At 47.1% G+C, this 19,231-nt stretch carries 14 protein-coding genes; 9 read left to right on the top strand and 5 right to left on the bottom strand.

All coding sequences use genetic code 11. The features are described 5' to 3' along the window. Nucleotides 1-62 precede the first annotated feature (62 nt). Entirely contained in the window at nucleotides 63-2,294 is a 2,232-nt protein-coding gene (locus tag NFR98_RS05050) for a glycosyltransferase-like membrane protein (RefSeq protein WP_014097502.1), read from the bottom strand. A gap of 675 nt (nucleotides 2,295-2,969) precedes the next feature. Between NFR98_RS05050 and NFR98_RS05055 the strand changes: the two genes are divergently transcribed. The 7 genes from NFR98_RS05055 to NFR98_RS05085 all read left to right on the top strand — a co-directional run bounded on the left by NFR98_RS05055 (nucleotide 2,970) and on the right by NFR98_RS05085 (nucleotide 9,288). Next, nucleotides 2,970-4,130, top strand: coding sequence for an MGDG synthase family glycosyltransferase (locus NFR98_RS05055; RefSeq protein ID WP_235801597.1), 1,161 nt, complete (start codon nucleotides 2,970-2,972; stop codon nucleotides 4,128-4,130). 339 nt (nucleotides 4,131-4,469) lie between these two features. Further along, nucleotides 4,470-5,003, top strand: a complete 534-nt coding sequence (locus NFR98_RS05060) for an RNA polymerase sigma factor (RefSeq protein WP_017552008.1) — start codon at nucleotides 4,470-4,472, stop codon at nucleotides 5,001-5,003. Between the two features lie 4 nt (nucleotides 5,004-5,007). Then, nucleotides 5,008-5,514, top strand: a complete 507-nt coding sequence (locus NFR98_RS05065) for an anti-sigma factor family protein (protein ID WP_017552009.1) — start codon at nucleotides 5,008-5,010, stop codon at nucleotides 5,512-5,514. 3 nt (nucleotides 5,515-5,517) lie between these two features. Further along, the gene (locus NFR98_RS05070; protein ID WP_013860166.1) at nucleotides 5,518-6,396 is read left to right on the top strand and encodes a hypothetical protein; all 879 of its coding nucleotides are present in this window, start codon (nucleotides 5,518-5,520) and stop codon (nucleotides 6,394-6,396) included. 314 nt (nucleotides 6,397-6,710) lie between these two features. Then, on the top strand, nucleotides 6,711-7,994 hold the full coding sequence (locus tag NFR98_RS05075; RefSeq protein ID WP_014097506.1) for an MGDG synthase family glycosyltransferase: 1,284 nt from the start codon (nucleotides 6,711-6,713) through the stop codon (nucleotides 7,992-7,994). After that, a complete protein-coding gene (locus NFR98_RS05080; RefSeq protein ID WP_017552011.1) occupies nucleotides 7,970-8,713 on the top strand; it encodes a polysaccharide deacetylase family protein in 744 nt (247 codons plus the stop codon). Before NFR98_RS05075 ends, NFR98_RS05080 begins: the two co-directional genes overlap by 25 nt. Beyond that, nucleotides 8,710-9,288, top strand: a complete 579-nt coding sequence (locus NFR98_RS05085; RefSeq protein ID WP_014097508.1) for an undecaprenyl-diphosphatase — start codon at nucleotides 8,710-8,712, stop codon at nucleotides 9,286-9,288. Before NFR98_RS05080 ends, NFR98_RS05085 begins: the two co-directional genes overlap by 4 nt. A gap of 500 nt (nucleotides 9,289-9,788) precedes the next feature. Here the strand turns inward: NFR98_RS05085 and NFR98_RS05090 are convergent, their stop codons facing one another. Beyond that, the gene (locus NFR98_RS05090) at nucleotides 9,789-11,282 is read right to left on the bottom strand and encodes a catalase (RefSeq protein ID WP_014097509.1); all 1,494 of its coding nucleotides are present in this window, start codon (nucleotides 11,280-11,282) and stop codon (nucleotides 9,789-9,791) included. Between the two features lie 307 nt (nucleotides 11,283-11,589). On the opposite strand from NFR98_RS05090, the gene NFR98_RS05095 reads away from it, so the two are divergent. Then, on the top strand, nucleotides 11,590-12,621 hold the full coding sequence (locus NFR98_RS05095) for an EAL domain-containing protein (protein WP_014097510.1): 1,032 nt from the start codon (nucleotides 11,590-11,592) through the stop codon (nucleotides 12,619-12,621). Nucleotides 12,622-13,428: 807 nt separating this feature from the next. On the opposite strand, the gene NFR98_RS05100 is transcribed toward NFR98_RS05095, so the two are convergent. Then, entirely contained in the window at nucleotides 13,429-16,626 is a 3,198-nt protein-coding gene (locus NFR98_RS05100) for an efflux RND transporter permease subunit (protein ID WP_017552014.1), read from the bottom strand. A 374-nt stretch (nucleotides 16,627-17,000) separates the two neighbouring features. Beyond that, nucleotides 17,001-17,156 carry a lmo0937 family membrane protein gene (locus NFR98_RS05105; RefSeq protein ID WP_014097513.1) on the bottom strand — a complete coding sequence of 52 codons (156 nt, stop codon included), beginning with the start codon at nucleotides 17,154-17,156 and terminating at the stop codon, nucleotides 17,001-17,003. Between the two features lie 124 nt (nucleotides 17,157-17,280). On the opposite strand from NFR98_RS05105, the gene NFR98_RS05110 reads away from it, so the two are divergent. Next, on the top strand, nucleotides 17,281-18,720 hold the full coding sequence (locus NFR98_RS05110) for a phospholipase D family protein (RefSeq protein ID WP_014097514.1): 1,440 nt from the start codon (nucleotides 17,281-17,283) through the stop codon (nucleotides 18,718-18,720). A gap of 40 nt (nucleotides 18,721-18,760) precedes the next feature. On the opposite strand, the gene NFR98_RS05115 is transcribed toward NFR98_RS05110, so the two are convergent. After that, nucleotides 18,761-19,081, bottom strand: coding sequence for a thioredoxin family protein (locus NFR98_RS05115; protein WP_014097515.1), 321 nt, complete (start codon nucleotides 19,079-19,081; stop codon nucleotides 18,761-18,763). Nucleotides 19,082-19,231: the final 150 nt, after the last annotated feature.

The following is a 19,231-nucleotide window of genomic DNA, read 5'->3' on the forward strand; positions in this document are numbered from 1 at the left end:
CTGCCAACTTTTCTATTGGTCAAGCGCCGGGCTGCCAAACGGCTCAGGCGGGGAGATTTTGATCAGGCATCCGCAAATTCGCGGATTTTTTTAGCTGCTTTTCTGCTTGCCCCTCCCGGCAGGACAGTAAGCCCATAGAGTAAAAGCATAAAGAAAGCACATCCAAACAGCCATCTGTACAGGTGCCGGTTTATATGGGGACCGGTAATCTGTTTTGATACGGTAAACGTAAGGTCTGTTTTTGCCATCGGTTTGCCGTTTTGGTAAAATTGGCCCCCTCCGTACAAATCCATCTGCTCAAAATGTCCGCTTGGGCCGTTCGCATGAAGGAACATCCGGGCATGCGCCGGTCCGTAGAGTTGTTCGACCCGGAGTGCATAATGCCTGTTTTCACCGGGCAAGGCTTTTTTCAAAAGAAATGCCTTATAGCCGTTTGTTTTTCGCTTATGGTTTGTAAATTTTCGTTCAAACACCATTTTTTGCCGCCCGCCGCTTTTATGCCATAAAGAAACGCGGTATGCGGCTTTACCGTGGAATCGGGCAGGCATAAAAGCGACCCGGTCGAAAGCTTTGTCTGCGATAAACGTTTGGGTAACGGTATGATGCCGGTCAACAAGCGCAACAGGTTTTCCTCTGGCCGCCTGCTGGTTGACGATATAATCCTCGTATTTTTCGGTTGTTCCTGTGAATGCTTTTTCATTCCATTTGGCGCAAACGGCGAGCAGGACAATAAGGCTTAAAACGAGCAGCCAGTTTCCTGCTGTTTGCAGTTTCCATCTTTTTTGTGCCGGCAGCCATTTTTTTGCTTCCAAGAACTGATGCATCTTTTCAAGACCCCGTGCAGCGCAAAAAATCATCAATGGCGTGAACAGGAGGGAGTAGCGCGGTTCTGCTTCCCAAATAAAAATGAAAAACAAGTAGCTGCCAAATAAGCAAATTTGCATGAGTAATTGAACATCAAATCTTATTTTACGGAAGAACGTTAAGCCCGAAACGGCCAGCAAAAAGAGCGTTGCGATATGAAATACCTGGATGATAAACAACAGCACTTGATTCTGGTCTCCGTAAACATAACGGTATGCGGCGTTGTAATGGTCCATCCGCTGATTGTACTTGGCGTAGGCCTGATCGCCTTGTGAAAATGTGCGGAAGGCTTTTACCGCCCAAAGCTTGAGCAGACCGGATGTACCCCTCGTTTCGATCCGCTGTTTGATCAGTGCATAATCCGCCTGTTTTTTTGCCTGTTGGGTGGGAAGACTTTCTGACAATCTCGTATCCGCGACATTGTATCGGCCTTCATTTGAAAGGCCAAGCGCCAGCCAGTGGGTTACCGGTGCCTTGATGGTCGCGTTTTCCCGGTAGCCGAGATGATGGTAATACGCCTCTGCCCCAAAAGTGACAGGCAAAAAAACAAGCATAATGAACGCTATTCGCAGCACGGTTTGTTTCAGCCGGAGCGTGTAGAGCATGTAGATCAAAAGGGCAGGCAAAAGCAATACCATATTTTCCCTTAATTGGCATCCAACAGCAAGCACTGCACCAAGCAGAAAAAGGTATACCGGGCGCCCCGTACGGCTGTGGCAGTACCAAAAATACACCGCCATGGACGGAAAGGCGATCGCAAGGCTTTCTGTATAAAAATACGGGATATAAAGAAAGAGCGGCAGCCATGTGATTGTGAAAACAAGCAGTAAATTTCCCGTTTTGCGGCCGGATGTTTTCACCGCTAGCAGCCAGAGAAAAAAGATCCCAATATTCAGGAACAAAGCCGCTGCCAGCTTATCAACAATCAAAAACCAGTCCGGATTTCCAAACGCAGCATAACGGTAAAGCAGGTAACGGGCAATGGTAATCGGTACATTGTTCGGGTACAGCTGTAAATAGTACTCATTTCCGAGCAATGTCCCGTGCTTTAATAAATACAAAGCTTCCAGATAAATATGGCCACCATCCACCTTGGGCGGCTGCACCCCGTGAAACAGGATAAGAATCGCCGTTTCAATAGACAAAATAACGGCAAACAAAAAGGCTGCCATTCTTTTCAGCCCTTTGTCTGAAAGCCTTGCAAAAATGCGGCAACAGCCAAGATAAAACAGGATGGCCACTACGGAAAAGAGGAACAGCGCTGCCATCTGCCCCGTTGAAATATTCCATTTTCCATCAAGCAGCACGAAATGCGGGTCATCTTTTTTGGCCCACAGCGGTGCGATAAAGAAACTGCCGATTGTGATAAGAGCGCATGACACCGTAAATATGATACTAAAAAGACTAATGGTTATCTTCTTCACGAACATGGAGGACTCACCTCATGTAATGTTCTTTACGCATAGAATCCATTCTCTGGCATGTAATGGGTTGGTGGTGCATGAAAACAGTCTTTTTTATCATGCCCCGCCGCCTGCACTTCGTATTCTTGCATAATTTTCCAGATTTCTCAAGGGACCAGTATAGCGACTTATTCTGAATAAACCGTGAGAATTCAATGAAAAAACCCACAGTTTTTCAGCGACCAATGCGGCACGCGGGAAACTGGCGACAAGCCGGCCGGTGATTTACGTGAAAGGTTTTCCGAGCGAAATACCGCGCAGCACGGTTCTATATAAGTTTTTACATCAAGCCCGAGCACCAAATTGCACGATGACTGTTTTTTACAGCAGGCAACAGAACTGTGATATATTCAGAAAAAATTATCGGCTGATTTCCATCCTTTTGCCAGGCTTGCATACAAAACAGCAAGGTGATGAAATGCTGGTCAAAACGCCCTTTAAAAGCCGTGCAGGCGGCTGCTGCTCAAAATACGGCCAATATTGGCAAAATACTTGTTGTAAGACATCCATCCGGTATACAATTCAATTGTTTAAAATCTGCTTTTTTGGTAAAAAACAGAATGAACTTCCCGGCAATTGCGGAAGTCTATTTATTGTAAAAAGAACAGGCTTCCGGAAAAGGAGGAAGACAGCTTGGCTAAAGTGCTCATTTTACCGCTTTTAAAAATGCCGTCCGGCCATCATCAGGTCGCAGAGGCGTTAATGCATAAATTGAAATGTATGGACAGTACCATTGAAATGAAAAAAGTTGATTTGATTTCCTATACGAGCGGGACGCTGGAGAAAATCGTCACGAAAATGTATTTGAAATGGATCCAGAAAGCACCGCGGACATACCAATGGGTGTACAAACATTTTATTTATGCGGATGCCGACCAGACCGCATTAATGAAACTCTATGAACTCTCTTTTATTAAGCAAATGGAAAAACTGATTGCCGAGGAAAATCCGGATCTTGTCATTTGCACGCACAGTTTTCCGTCGATGCTGCTCAGCCGGCTGAAGTCAAAAGGAAAAATTGATGTCCCGGTTATCAATGCGTACACTGATTTTTTCGTCAACGGCTTGTGGGGAAAGAAAGAAATTGACATCCATTTTGTGCCGAACCAAACGATCAAAACGACGCTCATCTGTAACGGCGTTCCCGAACAAAACATTTTTGTCACCGGCATTCCGATTCATGAAGCGTTTAAAGAAAGAACGGTTTTGCGCCATACATCACGGAAAAAAATCTTAATATCCGGTGGCAGTAGCGGCCTCGGCGATCTGTACCGCCTTCTGAAGGCATTAAAACGGGAACAGCCGGGCAGGGCCGATTATTATGTGTTATGCGGAAAAAACGAAAAGCTGTATAACAAGCTGAATGGATGGGGGATGAAACATATCATCCCGGTTCCCTATATCCAGTCCAGAAAGGAAATGAGCCGGCTGTACGATGAAGCGGATGCGATCATTACAAAGCCGGGCGGTGTCACGATCAGCGAAGTGATTCAAAAAAAGTTGCCGATTTTTATCCACTCCGTCCTCCCCGGTCAGGAAGAAATCAATCTTGCTTTTTTGAAACAACACGGGCTTGTCTTTGAACTGGACTTCACCAAACCGGTGGAGGAACAGGTGATGGAAATTTTGGAAGACGGGAAGCAACTGGCCCGGTTTTACCGGCGGCTGCGCCAATACGGGAGCGAAATCGAACTCAGGGGGAAAGAATTTGATGTATTGATCCGCGGTCTGCTCGGCCGCAAAGCAAACCAAACGCCGGATAAAGTGCTGAAGGACCAGTACTATGTTTCAACCTCTTATTGATTTTTTTGCGGGGCGTCTATGGGGCCGTATTGCTGGAAAGGACTTGTCGTTTTTGTTTCCGGGTACTTTTACCATCTTCCTGCCGTGGAGTTCGGGCGCATGTTTCAGGCCGGCCCAACGCTTGCATCGGCTTTTTGCCGCCCGTTTTCCGGCCGGTATGGGGTACTCCTATCCAAATGAGGCGCTAAGCGGATGAAAAAAACTTCCTGATGGCGGAAAGGAAAATATGCCATAATGAACATGGAATGAAATGGGCAAGTGCACCTGCAATTTCCCGGCCGCTTTTGCACATGCCCGGGCAACGACAAAAGATCGCGTTGCTTAAGCAGGGAGTTGAAAATGGTGGAGCAGGATTTAACACAGTTGATCCGGCAGGCAAAAGCAGGAGATACAGATGCGTTTGCCGTGCTGGTGGCCCGGTTTAAAGGGGAGGTGTTCCGGCATGCATATGCCATGACAGGCGACCGGATGGAAGCGGAAGATATCTCCCAGGAAGCATTTGTGAAAGCCTGGTACGCCCTGGATAAACTGGAACATGCCTATGCTTTTGCCTCCTGGATGTCGAAGATCGTCTCTCATTTATGCTACGACCGGCTGAAAAAAATGCGAAAAAAAGTGGATCTTCAGGCGGAAATAGAAGAGGAGCCACTTAGGAGGCCAACTTCCAATATCGACAACGCCAATTTGAGATTTGACATCCGCAGCGCGATGGAAAAATTGTCGCCGGAACACCGGGCAGCGATCGTATTGCGCGATATCCAGGGCTATTCCTATGAAGAGATCGCAGACATCTTGAACATCCCGCTTGGTACCGTCAAGTCGCGCATCAACACAGCGAGAAATATTTTGAAAAAAGAACTTTCAAGAGGGTGATCACATGGAAACACACGTCCGGGATTTATTGCCGGCCTTCATGGATGATGCGTTAAGTGAAACGGACCGAAAAAAGGTTGAAGCCCATCTTGCCCTTTGCCCGGATTGCCGCCGCGAACTGGAAGAATTGGAGGCGGTCCAGGCGGAAATCAGCCGTTTTTACCATTCGGTTGAGGTGCCGGGAATCCAGTTTGAAAAGGCGGTTCTGGCTAAAATTATGCCGCAGGAAAAATTGGCGATGCATTACCGCGTGTTTGTCTGGTTCTTTGCGGTTTGCTGTGCCGCTTCTGTGCTTGCCACCTACCCGGTGATGAGAAAACCGTTTTATGTCGGCATGAATATTTTTCAGGCCCTCTTCAATATTCTTTCAAGCGGCTTTCATATTGCGCTTTCCATTCTTTCCGCGCTCCCGGCTTTGTCTGCGGGGATTATGGTGGTGATAGCGGTGATTTTGGCCGTTTGTATCTGGATTTTGTTTGGCCTTCTCACCATGAAGCCGGTGAAGGAGTAGGGGATGGAGAAAAAAATGAAAGCCGCAAAAATATTGATTTGCTTATTGTCCTTGCTCCTGCTTTTTCTGAGCGCAGGGGCGGGTTTCCACCCTGCGTTTGCAAAGGAAAAAAGAATGAGAATCATCATCCACGACCGGCATACGGTCATCCCGAAAAATGAAAAAGTCGAAAATGTCGTTGTGATCGGGAATAACGCGACCGTCAGCGGATATGTCAAAACAGCCGTCATTGTGATCAACGGGAATTTGAATATTCGTAAGTCAGCGGATATTCGCGGCTCTGTCTTTGTGCTCGGCGGCAATATCAAACAGCAGCCGGGTGCCCGTGTAACGGAACATGTCCTATCTATCAATATGAACAATAAAACGCTTGACAGTATGATTTTTGCCGCTGTCATGCTTCTTGCCCTCTGGTTTTTCCGGCTTTCCGCAAGTCTATTGTTGATTGTGTGCACTGTTTTGTTCGGCTTAGTCGCGAAAAAACCGTTTTTTTCCGGGATCCGGTCCTTTTACACGCGGCCCGGAAGGATGATCATCACCGGCTGCCTGCTGTCGCTTGTCGTCCTTGCGCTCAGCCTGTTTTTGACGATTACAGTGGTATTAATACCGGTTGTCCTTCTGTTATGCCTTGCTGTTTTTGTATCCCTCCTGGCAGGACTCGTGTTTCTTGGCCGGGAAATCGGTAGCACCTTTGCCGTTTTAAACGGCAGGCAGGAATGGCTGAAACTGTTAACGGGTGTGACGATCCTGATTGCCCTTTGCAGCATCCCGCTCGTCGGGGAAGTCATTTTCCTGATTTTGTTCTGGTACTCGCTCGGGCTTTCGGTCACATGGCTATTTCAAAAATGGAGAAACAGGAAAAAACATGCGGCCGCAAAATAAGGAGCCGCATGTTTTTTTGTGAGTACCCAGTTGCGTTTTTTTACCTGTCCTCGTTTAGAAAAAAATTCCAAACGGGGTTTTTGTTTCCGAAAAAAGCCTTGCCTGTTTCTTTTTTTCGAAGCAAATTTTTACAGTGTTTTCCATAATTCGTTTAAATGGAAGAGCAGGAAAACAATGACCGCAAATTTTTATCGCCTATAAATGAACTTTTCTTTTACCCTCAAAGTCTATTGTATTGTATCGAAAGAGGCCGCATGAGAAAGAGAAGCGGCGCGTTTTCTGTAAACAGACCGAAAAGCAGGGGGGAAAAGAGAATGGCCAACAAGAAAAAAGACAAAGTGTTGATATTAACAGGCGCTTTTGGGGAAGGGCATTTGCAGGCCGCCCGGGCAATTGAACAGGCGATGAAAATTCGTTCCCCAAAAGCAGACCCGGTTGTCGTCGATTTCATGGAATGGGTCCATCCCACCTTATTCCCGGTCAGCCACTATGTTTATATGAAAGGTATTGAAAAGTTCCCGAATCTTTACGGGTATTTGTATCGTAAAACGTATGGAAGGAATGCCCTGTCAAAAACATTGACCGGCTTATTTTCAACGGGGATGAGAAAGACGCTGCGGATGCTCGAAACGATACGCCCATCCGTTATTGTCAGCACCTATCCTTTTGCGTCTTCTATGATTTCAAAATTAAAGGAATACGGGCTTACGGATATTCCGCTCGTTACCGTCATTACCGACCATACGCACCACAGTTCATGGCTGCACCCGTACACAGATCACTATGTCGTTGGTTCGCATATGTTGCGCCGGCAGTTGATCAGGCTCGGCATTCCCGGCCGAAAAATTTCCTGTACAGGGATCCCGATTAAACCGAGTTTCCTGAAACCGGTGAACAAGCAGGCTTTGTACAAAAAATACGGCCTCGATCCGGCGTTACCGGCCGTGCTTGTCATGGGCGGCGGGGAAGGCCTGTTCGGGGACGGGCTGTTCACGGCTGAAAAACTGGACGAGGTACCTTTCCGCATGCAGCTGTTGATCGTGTGCGGGCATAATGAAAAACTACGCGCCCGCCTGATGGATGATCTGAAAGGGACGAAGCACAAGGTTTTCGTGCTCGGCTATATTGATTATGTGCGTGATTTAATGGCTGTCTCGGACGTGATGATTACGAAACCGGGCGGCGTGACAACAGCGGAAGCATTGGCCATGGAACTGCCGATGATTTTATACAAAGCGCTGCCGGGCCAGGAAGAAGATAACGCAGCCTTTTTAACACAAGCGGGCGCAGCAGTTGAGGCAGCAGATGAAGGCACGTTAATCCGGTGTTTAGCCCGCCTGAATGAAAACAGGGCACAGCTTGCGAAGATGAAAAGAAACACGCTATCGATTCAAAACAGAGAGGCCGCTTTTCGGGTGCTTTCCGTTATTGACCAGGCGAAATATGCACGGCTCATTCATGCGTCTGATCCGGAAATGCCGGATACCGCGCACGGAAAGTATGCAAGGATGCGAAAAAAGGCTTTGCTTGTGCATCACCCGCATGAATCTTTGGATGAAAGGAGCGGCACGGTTTGGAAGTCATCATCTGGGTATTGATTTTATTCATTCTCATATATGCTATTATTCCATATGTTTTAGCGGCCAAACTCGGTTTTTGGGTATGTTGGAAAGGAAAAAAAGATGCGGAGATTGCGCTCACCTTTGATGACGGGCCGGACCCGGTCTATACGCCGGTACTGCTTGATCTTTTAAAGCGGGAAAGAATTAAGGCCACTTTCTTTCTCGTCGGGGAAAGGGCGGCCCGGTATCCGGAACTCGTTTTGCGCATGTCGCGTGAAGGGCATTGTATCGGCCTTCATAATTATAAGCACCAGTGCAACTGGCTGATCAGCCCTTGGAAAAATGCGCGCACGCTTGAGCAGTCGGCACGGATTATTGAAAACATCACCGGCGAGAGACCGGTTTTTTACCGCCCGCCGTGGGGAATGATGCATCTGCTGGACTTTTTTCTGCACAAGCAGTTCCGCATGGTGCACTGGTCGAAAATGTTCCGCGATTGGAAGAGAAAAGGCGGTTCGGAAAAGGTTTCAAACGGCCTGATCACCCGGGTGGAAAGCGGCGATGTGATTTTGCTGCATGATTGCGGCGTCACGCCGGGCGCAGATGAGGATGCCCCGCAGTATACAATTGAAGGTTTGCGGGTTGCGATTCCGGCATTAAAAGCGCGCGGCTTCCGGTTCGTGCGGATGGACGAGATGTTTGACAAACATTTTTCTATCAAAACCAGCCATAGAAGAAAGGAAATAGAGCCATGAATGAGAACGCCAGATTGTTTTTTATGGTCCACAACTTGTCAGGGCATGAAAAATTACTGGATGACATCATGATTTTTTTTACACAGGATGCCTTGCCGCTTTTTGCCGCTGTTTTATTGATTGTGTGGTTTTTAGGCAATGATAAAATGAAAAACATGGTGCTTTATGCCGGCATTGCCGGTGTTGCCGCTTTGCTGGTCAATTATGTGATTACGCTTGTTTATTATGAACCGCGGCCATTTGTCACGTATCATACCAGCATTTTAATTCCGCATGCGGCCGACGACTCATTTCCGAGCGACCATGCGACAGGCACGTTTGCCATGGCTTTCGCCTTATGGGTGCGGAACCGGAAACTCGGATTAGCGATGATGCTCTGTGCCGTTTTGACCGGCATTTCCCGTGTATGGGTCGGGCACCATTATCCGGGGGATATTGCGGCAAGCATTATTGTTGCCTTGTTCACAGTATGGACCATCCAAAAAATGAAAGGGTTGTTTGACCCGGCTTTTAGCACGCTGATCGGCTGGTATCATGACATATGGGCGAAAATTACAAAAAAAGGATATAAATGACCCGGCAAAATCTATCGAAAAGAGGGCGGGACACCATCTAGCACTGTGCCCTGTCACTCTAAATCAATTTAAAAGACGTTGCGGCACGAATCGAAATGGTGCCTCAACGTCTTTTGTATTTTATATCTATATAGGGCTTGCTGAATAAGCGAAATTCCTAGATTTGGAAAGGATGCTGACAGCTTTGGCAACCATTTAAATGCAAAGGTTTTACAACAAATCCAGGGAAATGCCTGCACGCGAAAGCCGATTCAACGTATGGAGAAGACAAACTCACGCATTTTCGCATATATTTTGCGATGGAGTTTGCAGACAAATTGGGTACAAATTCAGAACCGGATTCGTTCAGCAAGCCCTATATAAAGTGAACAAAATGTTGCCGCTCTTTTGCCTGCCGCAAAAAGTCATCATCCGGCAAATTGGTGCGCGGGCTTGATGCAAAAACTGAAGAGCATTTTATAAATGTGCATTTAGCGGCACCGCAAACCTTCATCCGCCAGTTATTTCCTCGAAACAGCCGCCTCTACTTCGCTCATCGGAATGCCGAGTGCGCGCGCGACGCCCTCGCCGTATGCCGGATCTGCATAATAACAGTTCGTAATATGGCGGAGCTGGACTTCTCTTGTCGTTCCCTGCATATTGCGGGCGGTGTTTGCAAACAGTCGTTGCTGTTCTTCCGGCGCCATCAGCCTGAACAGTTTGCCGGGCTGTTCATAATAGTTGTCGTCATCTTCACGGAAATTGTGATAGTCAGCCGTACCTAAAATATCGAGTGCCGGTTCTGCGTGCTCCTTGCTGTCTTCCCATTCGCCGTAACTGTTCGGGCTGTATGAAACGGAACCGCCTTCAGCCGGATTGAAAACCCGCATTGCGCCATCGCGGTGGTACGGATGGAAGTGTTCCGCTTTTTTCGGATAGTTGACAGGAATTTGCCAGTGGTTGACGCCTAACCGGTAACGCTGCGCATCGCCGTAAGAGAAAAGGCGGCCCTGCAGCATTTTATCCGGCGAGAACCCGATGCCCGGCACAATATTGGTCGGGGCGAACGCGGCCTGTTCGACTTCTGCAAAATAGTTTTCCGGGTTGCGGTTCAGTTCCACGATACCCACTTCAATCAACGGAAAATCTTTATGGTACCATACCTTTGTTAAATCGAACGGATTATACGGAAGGTTTTTCGCCTCTTCTTCCGTCATCACCTGGATGTACATCGTCCAGCGCGGATAGTCGCCGCTTTCAATCGCTTCGTACAAATCGCGCTGATGGCTGTCGCGGTCGCGGCCGATGATTTCCTGTGCTTCTTCATCCGTCAGGTTTTTGATGCCCTGTTGTGTTTTAAAGTGGAATTTGACCCAGACGCGTTCATTGTTTGCGTTGAACATGCTGTACGTATGGCTGCCGAACATATGCATATTCCGGTAGCTTGCCGGAATGCCACGGTCGCTCATCGTAATCGTTACTTGGTGGAGCGCTTCAGGAAGCAGCGTCCAAAAATCCCAGTTTGCCTGTGCACTGTGCATATTGGTGCGCGGGTTGCGTTTGACGACATGGTTCAAATCCGGGAAACGTTTCGGGTCTCTGAGGAAAAATACAGGCGTGTTGTTCCCGACAAGGTCCCAATTGCCTTCTTCTGTGTAAAATTTCATGGCCGTTCCGCGGATATCGCGTTCGGCATCCGCCGCGCCGCGTTCGCCGGCAACGGTTGAGAAACGGATGAACATATCGGTTTTTTTGCCGACTTTTGAGAAAAGTTTTGCCTTCGTATATTTCGTTATATCGTTTGTCACCGTGAATGTCCCGTAGGCGCCGGAACCTTTTGCATGCATCCGCCGCTCCGGGATCACTTCTCGGTCGAAGTGGGCCAGCTTTTCAATAAACCAGACATCCTCCATCAATAACGGCCCTCTTTTGCCGGCGGTTTTTGAATCTGTGTCATTCGGAACCGGGGCACCGAATGCAGTTGTCATTTTTTTGTTGTCTTTTTGATCACTCATCATTTTCCCACCTTTTGCTATTTTGATGTCTATATTATAACTGATTCATTATAAAAATCAATATTTATTTATAATAAATTTAAAGTAAAGTTTTTTATATCAAAAGAAAAGGGGTGGAAATAGAAGTGAGATAGAAATTTTCTATTTTCATTTTCGATATTTAATTCTCAATTGCGGAATAGGAAAGGGAGAAAAAGCGCTTTTGGACGCTTTTTCCGGCCGGGATGATGCCGCCTGCTTTTAATAGTGGCTTTGCCGGGCATTTTTTGGTATAAATAAGTTAAACGACTGGATAAGGATGAATCATATGCTGAATGAGAAGCCAAACCTGGAGAACGATGCATCTTTTTATATTCCGGAAAGCGGTTTATTATACATACAAAAAACACAGGCTGTCATTGAATATATGACGCAGAAATCCTGTGTATACGAAGTCCTTTCCGAGCATTTAATGGTTCCGTTTGAAGAAAAGGATACTTTATTTGATATCATAAAAGATATGCCCGAAACGGTTGATCTGTTCACCAGTGTCCATCCGTCCGGGTCCGGATTTTCGGTGCTCTCCCTGCCGCTTTCTCAATTAAAAGAGCGCATCCGCTATGAGATGCTTGTAAAAGTGATTATTTCCGGCAGCCTGACGAGTTATTTTCAGCCGATCATCCGCATTCAGGACAACCAAATATACGGCTATGAATCTTTGCTGCGCACCCGTTTGCCGAACCGGAACATTCCCCCGGGCCTATTATTTGATGTCGCCCATAAAACCGGACTGCATTCGTTATTGGATTTGCGCGCCAGGGAAGCGGCACTGAAAGCCCGTGCTGAGAAACTTCCCCGCGGCGTGAAGAGCTTTATCAATTTTTTGCCCGCTTCGATTTATGATTACAAGTTTTGCTTGCGGCATACGTTTACTTTGATCGAACAGTACGATATTTCCCCGGAGGACCTTGTCTTTGAGGTTGTGGAAACCGAGAAGATCAATGATGTCCACTTTTTAAAAAAGATACTCGGGATCTACCGTGATCTTGGCGTCGGCGTGGCGCTTGATGATCTCGGTTCAGGGTACGCAACGCTTGAAACTTTGAAAATTTTAAATCCGAACTATGTGAAAATCGACCGTTTTTTCATTTCCCATTGCGACGAGAATAAGGTCAAACAGCGCTTTTTGCAGGAAGTCATGGAAATTGCGGGAGAAACCGGTATTTATGTGCTAGCGGAAGGAATTGAACGCGAAGAAGAACTGCTCTATTGCAAATCGATCGGCATGCATTTGGCGCAAGGGTACTATATTGGAAAACCCGCTCCCGAACCCGCTGCGATCATTCTTGGGGGAAATTAGGGGCTTTCGGGTTTTGCAATGGCCGTTTTTGTAGCGTTTGCTAAAAAATGAATCTTCATTGCGTTTACGAGGCTGGACCTGAAAGATAGGTCGGCTTTTTTAATTTCTTCAGCAAGGATGCGAATCAGCGGACCTGGCAAAAAAAGAGAAACTAGCCGTACAGTGAGGTCAAATTGTTCTTTTGCGTGATGTAAAAGGACCAAAAGGAGTCGCGTTTGGGTCCGAAATGTCTTTTTGAAGCTGTCAAAAGGACAAAACACGTTGCATCCGAGCCCGAAATGTCCTTTTGAATCTGCCAAAAGGACAAAAGGAGCTGCATCCTGGCTCGAAATGTCCTACTTGGGGCTTGGTGAACGAATCCGATTCTGAATTTGTACCCAATTTGTCAGCAAGCTCTTTTTCAAAATATAGAAGAATCCATCTTTAACCCTTGCACATTGTATTAAGTTTTTCCAAATCTAGGAAGTTTGGTGATTCAGCAAGCCCTATGTTAAGGAAGCGTGGAAAAAAGAAGACCTTCCTTCACATAGAGCACGTCTACGTTAAGGAAGCGTGGAAAAAAGAAGACCTTCCTTCACATAGAGCGCGTCTACGTTAAAGAAGCACGAAAAAAACCGGCCTCCAGCATTCTTACCAAATCAAAGAATTTTGCTTATTCAGCCCTACTTGAAAGAAGCTAAATCGAACAGGAACCGGGGTTTGCAGATAAATCCCGGCTTTCCCAAGTTTTGCCGGATCCGAACGCAAGCGCCGGTGCAGCTTCCATTGATGCAAAAAAAAGAGGTTGCCCCCCGGCAACCTCTTTTTTCATACTTCTTCCGGATGTTTTTCTTTTTTCCTGAACTTCATTAAAAATTCGTAAACAACCGGGACGATGATAAGTGTCAGTAAAGTGGAGCTGGTCAAGCCGCCGATTACTGTGATGCCGACCCCTTTCGAAATGAGCCCGCCGCCGCCGTAGCCCAGAGCAAGCGGGATCAGTGCAAAGATTGTTGCAAAAGCGGTCATTAAAATCGGGCGCAGCCTTGTCGCGCCTGCTTCAAGCAATGCTTCGCGTGTGGACAGCCCCGCCTTTTCTTTATGCACCACCCGGTCGATTAGCACAATGGCATTCGTCACCACGATGCCGATCAGCATCAGGGCGCCGATCATGGCGGTGACGCTGATCGTTTCATGCGCCAGGTACAGGGCGACCAGTGCACCAATTACGGCAAATGGCAGTGAGAAAAGAATGGTAAACGGCGCGAGGGCCCCGCCGAATGTAATCACGAGCACAAGATAAACGATCGCAACAGCAGCCAGCATCGCATAACCGAGCTTTGTAAACGAGTCATTGATGTCTTCCGTTACGCCGCCGGTTTCGACATGGATGTATTTTGGAATATCGAGTTTATCCACTTTGTTTTGAACTTGTTGTGTCACTTTCGCAACGTCAGCTGTCTTGATCTTGCCGGTTACACTGGCATAGATTTTGCCGTCCCGTTTCGAGACTGCATCCGGTGTTTCGCCTTTTTTCACGTCCACGACATCTTTTAGCGCTACTTTTGTGCCGAGGGGCGACGTGACTTTTTGATTGGTCAGATCGCCAATATTGTCGTAATGCCCGGTTTTGTTCTGTTCGTAAACATTTAATTCTTCTCCGCCTTTTTCAACGGTTGTAAGCACGGTCCGGTTGCCGGTTTGCGCAAGGCCGGTTCCGAGCTGGCCGGCTGTTAACCCGAGAGCAGCCAGTTTGTTCTGGTTGGCGACAAGCGTGTATTGCTGATAAGTTTCGGAAAGGCTGGTTTCAACATTTTTCAAGTTGTCGTTGTTTTTCATGACTTTTTCAATTTTATGGATGACCGGTTTGATTTCATCCAGATTGTTGCCATAGACATACATCGTTAAATCATCATTCGACATAGATGCGAAGTCCTGTGATTTCCATGTACCCTGGTCCGTCCTTTGTTGCAGGGCTTTAATGACTTTTTCCGGTTCGCGGTCGAAATTTTTGGTATCCTGGTCATATTCGACAACAAAGATGGCGGAGTTGCTGTTGGTGCTGAAAGCCGACTCCCCAATGGAATATTGCACATTTTTTACATTTTTACGGTGGATTAAGTAATCCTCCGCTTTTCCTGCTATCTTCTTCACATCGGAAAGGGTTTCCCCTGGTTCCGGCGCATAGGTGGCATACACGACTTTCTGGCCTTCGTTTTCAATAAAGCTGACGCCGATAAGCGGGATTAAAAACAAACTACCGATAAGAAGCAGGCATGCGATGCCGAACGTGACCAGCTTATGGTTGAGCGACCAGTTCAGAATCTTTTTGTAAAATAAAGCGATCCGGCCGTGCCCTTCGTTCGTAGTCCGCGTGTTTTTCTTCAACCCGTTCTTAAATAACGAATGGGCAAACATCGGCACCACCGTGATCGCCACAAGAAGCGATGCTAGCAAGGCAAAAATTAGCGTCAGGGCAAACGGCATGAACAGTTCCCCGACCATCCCTCTCACAAGTGCAAGCGGGACAAAGACGATGACGGTTACGATCGTGGAAGACATAACCGGTTTAAAAACTTCAACCGTCGCTTCACGAATCAGCGCTTTTCCGCGCAGTTTTTCTTCCCGCAACGTCAGGCGTCTGTAGATATTTTCAATGACGACAATCGAGTCATCAATAACGCGCCCGATTGCCACCGTCATGGCTCCGAGTGTCATCACGTTTAATGTGATGTCAAGCTGGTGCAAAATAATAAAAGCAATCAGCACCGAGAGCGGGATCGAGATGACCGCGATAATGGTGGAACGCACATTCCGCAAAGACAGCAGGATGACCACAATCGCAAATACGGCCCCGATGATTGCTTTTTCGAACATCGTTTTGACGGAGTCTTTGATAGGTGTTGCCTGGTCCAGAATGGTGGAAATTTGTGTGCCTTTATAGTCCGCTTTAAACTGTGCGGCTTTTTTATTTACTGCATCGGCAACATCCACCGTGTTTGCATCCGGAGCTTTTGTAATTTGGATGCCGATTGAATCTTTCCCGTTCGTTTTAGAAATCGATTCATGCTTGCCGACAACTTTGATATCGGCAATCTCTTTTAACGCAACGGTTGGCATACCGACGTTGGCTTGCGTCGCTTGCGTTCCGGCATTCGCCGGTTGCTGCGCCCCTGAAGCGTGCGCACCCGAGGCCTGCGTTCCTGAAGTCTGCGCCGCATTTGGGGATTGTGCCCCTGAAGCCTGCGCGGCTGCGGACGAAGCGGAAGCTGCACCCGTTTTCGGGGTGTACGGGATTTTCAGATTCTCAAAATGCTTCAGCGATTTCACGTTTCCATCGATTTCTACCGATTTGTTTTCTTTTCCGAAGTTGATGAGGCCGAGCGGTACCGAAACGTTTGCGCCCTGGATCGCTTTTTTGACAGTGTCCTCATCGAGCCCCAGTGCATTCAACTTGTCCTGTTTAAAGGTCAGCTGGACTTCCTGCACGTACTGGCCGGAAGCCTGCACATCGGACACGCCGTCAATGCTCTGCAGTTTTGGAACAAGATCCTCTTCGACAATTTTCGTTAAGTGCTGAAAAGACCGGCTTTTATCCGACACACTTAAAGACAGGATCGGAAAATCATTGATGCTGATCCTTGTTACGGACGGCTTGTCAATATTATCCGGCAGGTCCACTTTTTCGAGCGCATCCTGGATGTCTTTTTTCGCTTGATCCATATCCGTGCCATATTTATACTCAAGCTGGATCTGGGAATTGCTTTCCGTCGAGGAAGTGGAGACCGTATTGACGCCGGTGAGGTTTTTCAGCCGTTGTTCGATCGGTTGCGTAATTTTATTTTCGACTTCTTCCGGTGTGGCACCCGGATCAGAGGCTGTCACCAGCATGTATGGCGCGTCGATATTCGGAATGGTTTCCATTTTCATATTCATGCCGGCATAAATCCCAGCACCCGCCACAATGAGGGTCATCAGCCAAATGGCAAATTTGTTGTTTAGGCAAAACTGGATGATCTTCTTCACAGTGTTTACAACACTCCTTTGTCTTTTCGTTCTAGAGCCGGATAGAAATGGGCTAGCCTATCTCCATTATAGTTATACCTTTAAGCCCAAAAATGCGCCAGTATTTTCCGGCATCTTCTATAGATACAGGATAGAATTGCAGTACTTGATGGATCGCTTAGAAAAAGAGCGGAGCTTTCGGAAGGAATATTGGATAAAGAAAGGGTTGCCTAAAAAAAGAAGGTTAAAGCCTTTGGTGCGGCTCAACCTTCTATATAAAATGAACAAAATTTCTTTAGCTCTGTTGCCTACTGTAAAAAGTAGTCATGATGCAAATTGGTGCTCGGGCTTGAGTAAAAACTTAAGTTTATTTTATATATCTATACCCTCAGCCTCTATCGGCTGTTATTTCCGCGCATGCCTGAAAAAATTTTAAACAGCAGCACAATGGCGGCGATGACAAGCAGAAGGTGCACAAAAGCGCCGGCGATGTGAAAAACAATGCCTAAAATCCAAAGTACGAGCAAAATCCCAATAATTGTCCAGATCATATAGCCTTTTCCTTTCTAAATTAAAGTACTTTTATGTTACCCGTTCCGTTGCTTTTCAAACGCTTGCCTGCATGTTTGCCAGGCGTGGTGTAAGGGAAAGATACAGGAAAACGGGAGGGTTATAATGAAAAAAAGCGGAAAGAAATGGCTGTCTTATGGGTTGCTTGTCTTAATTGCCATTTATGCGGCTGTCATGCTGTACCATACATATAAGCCGCTGCCAAAAGGGATTTCCTATGAAGGCAGAACATATAACGTTCACGATCAAGACATCCGTTTTCTTTCGGATTTAACATACCGGGAAAAGGGGACAGGAAAAAGAAAGGTGGAGCAGACCGTCTATCCTGAAATTTACCGGATGATTGACCAAGCCCATCAATATATCGTCGCCGATCTCTTCCTTTTTAACGGCTACCATGATCAAAAGATGAAAGTGCCGCCGCTTGCTGAGAGGCTTGCAGACCGGCTGATTGCCAAAAAAGAAAAAGAACCTGGTATCCGCATCATCGTCATCACCGATCCGATCAATACTTCTTACGGGTCCCATGAAGCTGGCATTTTAAAACGGCTAAAGGAACATGGCATCCGTGTGGTCTTTACGCATTTGGACTCGCTGCGTGACCCGACGCCGCTTTATTCCGGGATTTGGCATATGTTTTTCCAGTGGTTCGGCCAGGGCGGGACCGGCTGGCTGCCAAATGCTTTCGGGGACAATGCGCCGAAGATGACGCTCCGCTCGTATCTTGAACTTTTTAATATTAAAGCGAACCACCGCAAAACGTTTACGACTGAAAACGGCACGGTCATTGCATCCGGCAACCCGCATGACGCAAGCGGCTGGCATTCCAATATCGCTTTTCTTGTAAAAGGGCCGGTCATTCGGGATGTTCTGGAATCGGAGCAGGCGGCTTCCGATATGTCGGACGGCCCGGAGCTGCCGCAATACAAAGGGAAAGAGAGGGGAAAAGGCAGGATTGCCGTCCAGCTGTTAACGGAGGGGAAAGTTTACGACCGGATGATGAAAGAAATCAAGGCGACAAAAAAAGGCGATTCGATTTCGATGGCGATGTTTTATTTGGCTGACCGGAAAGTGGTCCGTGCGCTTGAGAAGGCATCTTCCCGCGGCGTCCGCATCCGGCTTATCCTCGACCCGAATTTAAACGCGTTCGGGCATAAAAAAATCGGGCTTCCCAACCAGCCTGTTGCACAGGAACTCGTAAAGAAAACGGATGGAAAGATCAAAATCCGCTGGTATAATACCGGGCTCGAGCAATTCCATCCGAAGCTGGTCTGGATTGAAAAGCCCGGCCGCTCGCTCTTTTTCGGCGGGTCGACCAATTTAACGCTTCGCAACCTGGACGATTATAATTTGGAGACCGATTTATTTGTGAAGGCACCGAATGATGCGGCCATCACAAAAGAGATCCGCCGGTACTTCGGGCGGCTGTGGAACAATGAAGACGGCGCTTTTACCGTCCCGTACAAAAAACACGAAGGCTTCTCCACTTATTTGTTAAAAGTCCTTTACCGCCTCCAGGAAGTGCTGAAACTGACAACGTATTAAAAAAGACCCGGAACGCCTTCCCCGGCTCCGGGTCCTTTTTTTACAATACGACATGATTTAAAAATTCGCGTACTTCTTCCGGCGACTTTGCATTTGCACTGTGCAGATGCGCTTTTTTCTCGCCGTTTTGGAAAACGAGCAGGCTCGGAATCCCCATCACCTGGTTTTCATCCGCAATCGCTTGGAACGCGTCGCTGTTGATTTCATACCATTTATATTGCGGATAGTCCTTGATCACATCACCAATAAACAGATTCATCACTTTGCAATCCGGACACCAATCTGCATAAAATTTCACGATAACCGGTGCTTCTCCTCCCGTTACCGTTTTAAATTCTTCCGCACTTTTAATCGCTTCCACTCCAGACCATCTCCATCCTTTCATCATTCTTTCTTATTGTATATAGAGCGGCAGAGGAATTTCAACATTTTTCAACCTGCCAAAGAAATATTTCCAAAACGAAAAGGATTGTGCTTCTTCACGTATGATGTATAATAAAGCTTGTATGAA

Origin of the sequence: Weizmannia agrestimuris, from assembly GCF_943193165.1 — a bacterium.
In the GTDB taxonomy this organism is placed as follows: Bacteria; Bacillota; Bacilli; order Bacillales; family Bacillaceae_C; genus Weizmannia; species Weizmannia faecalis.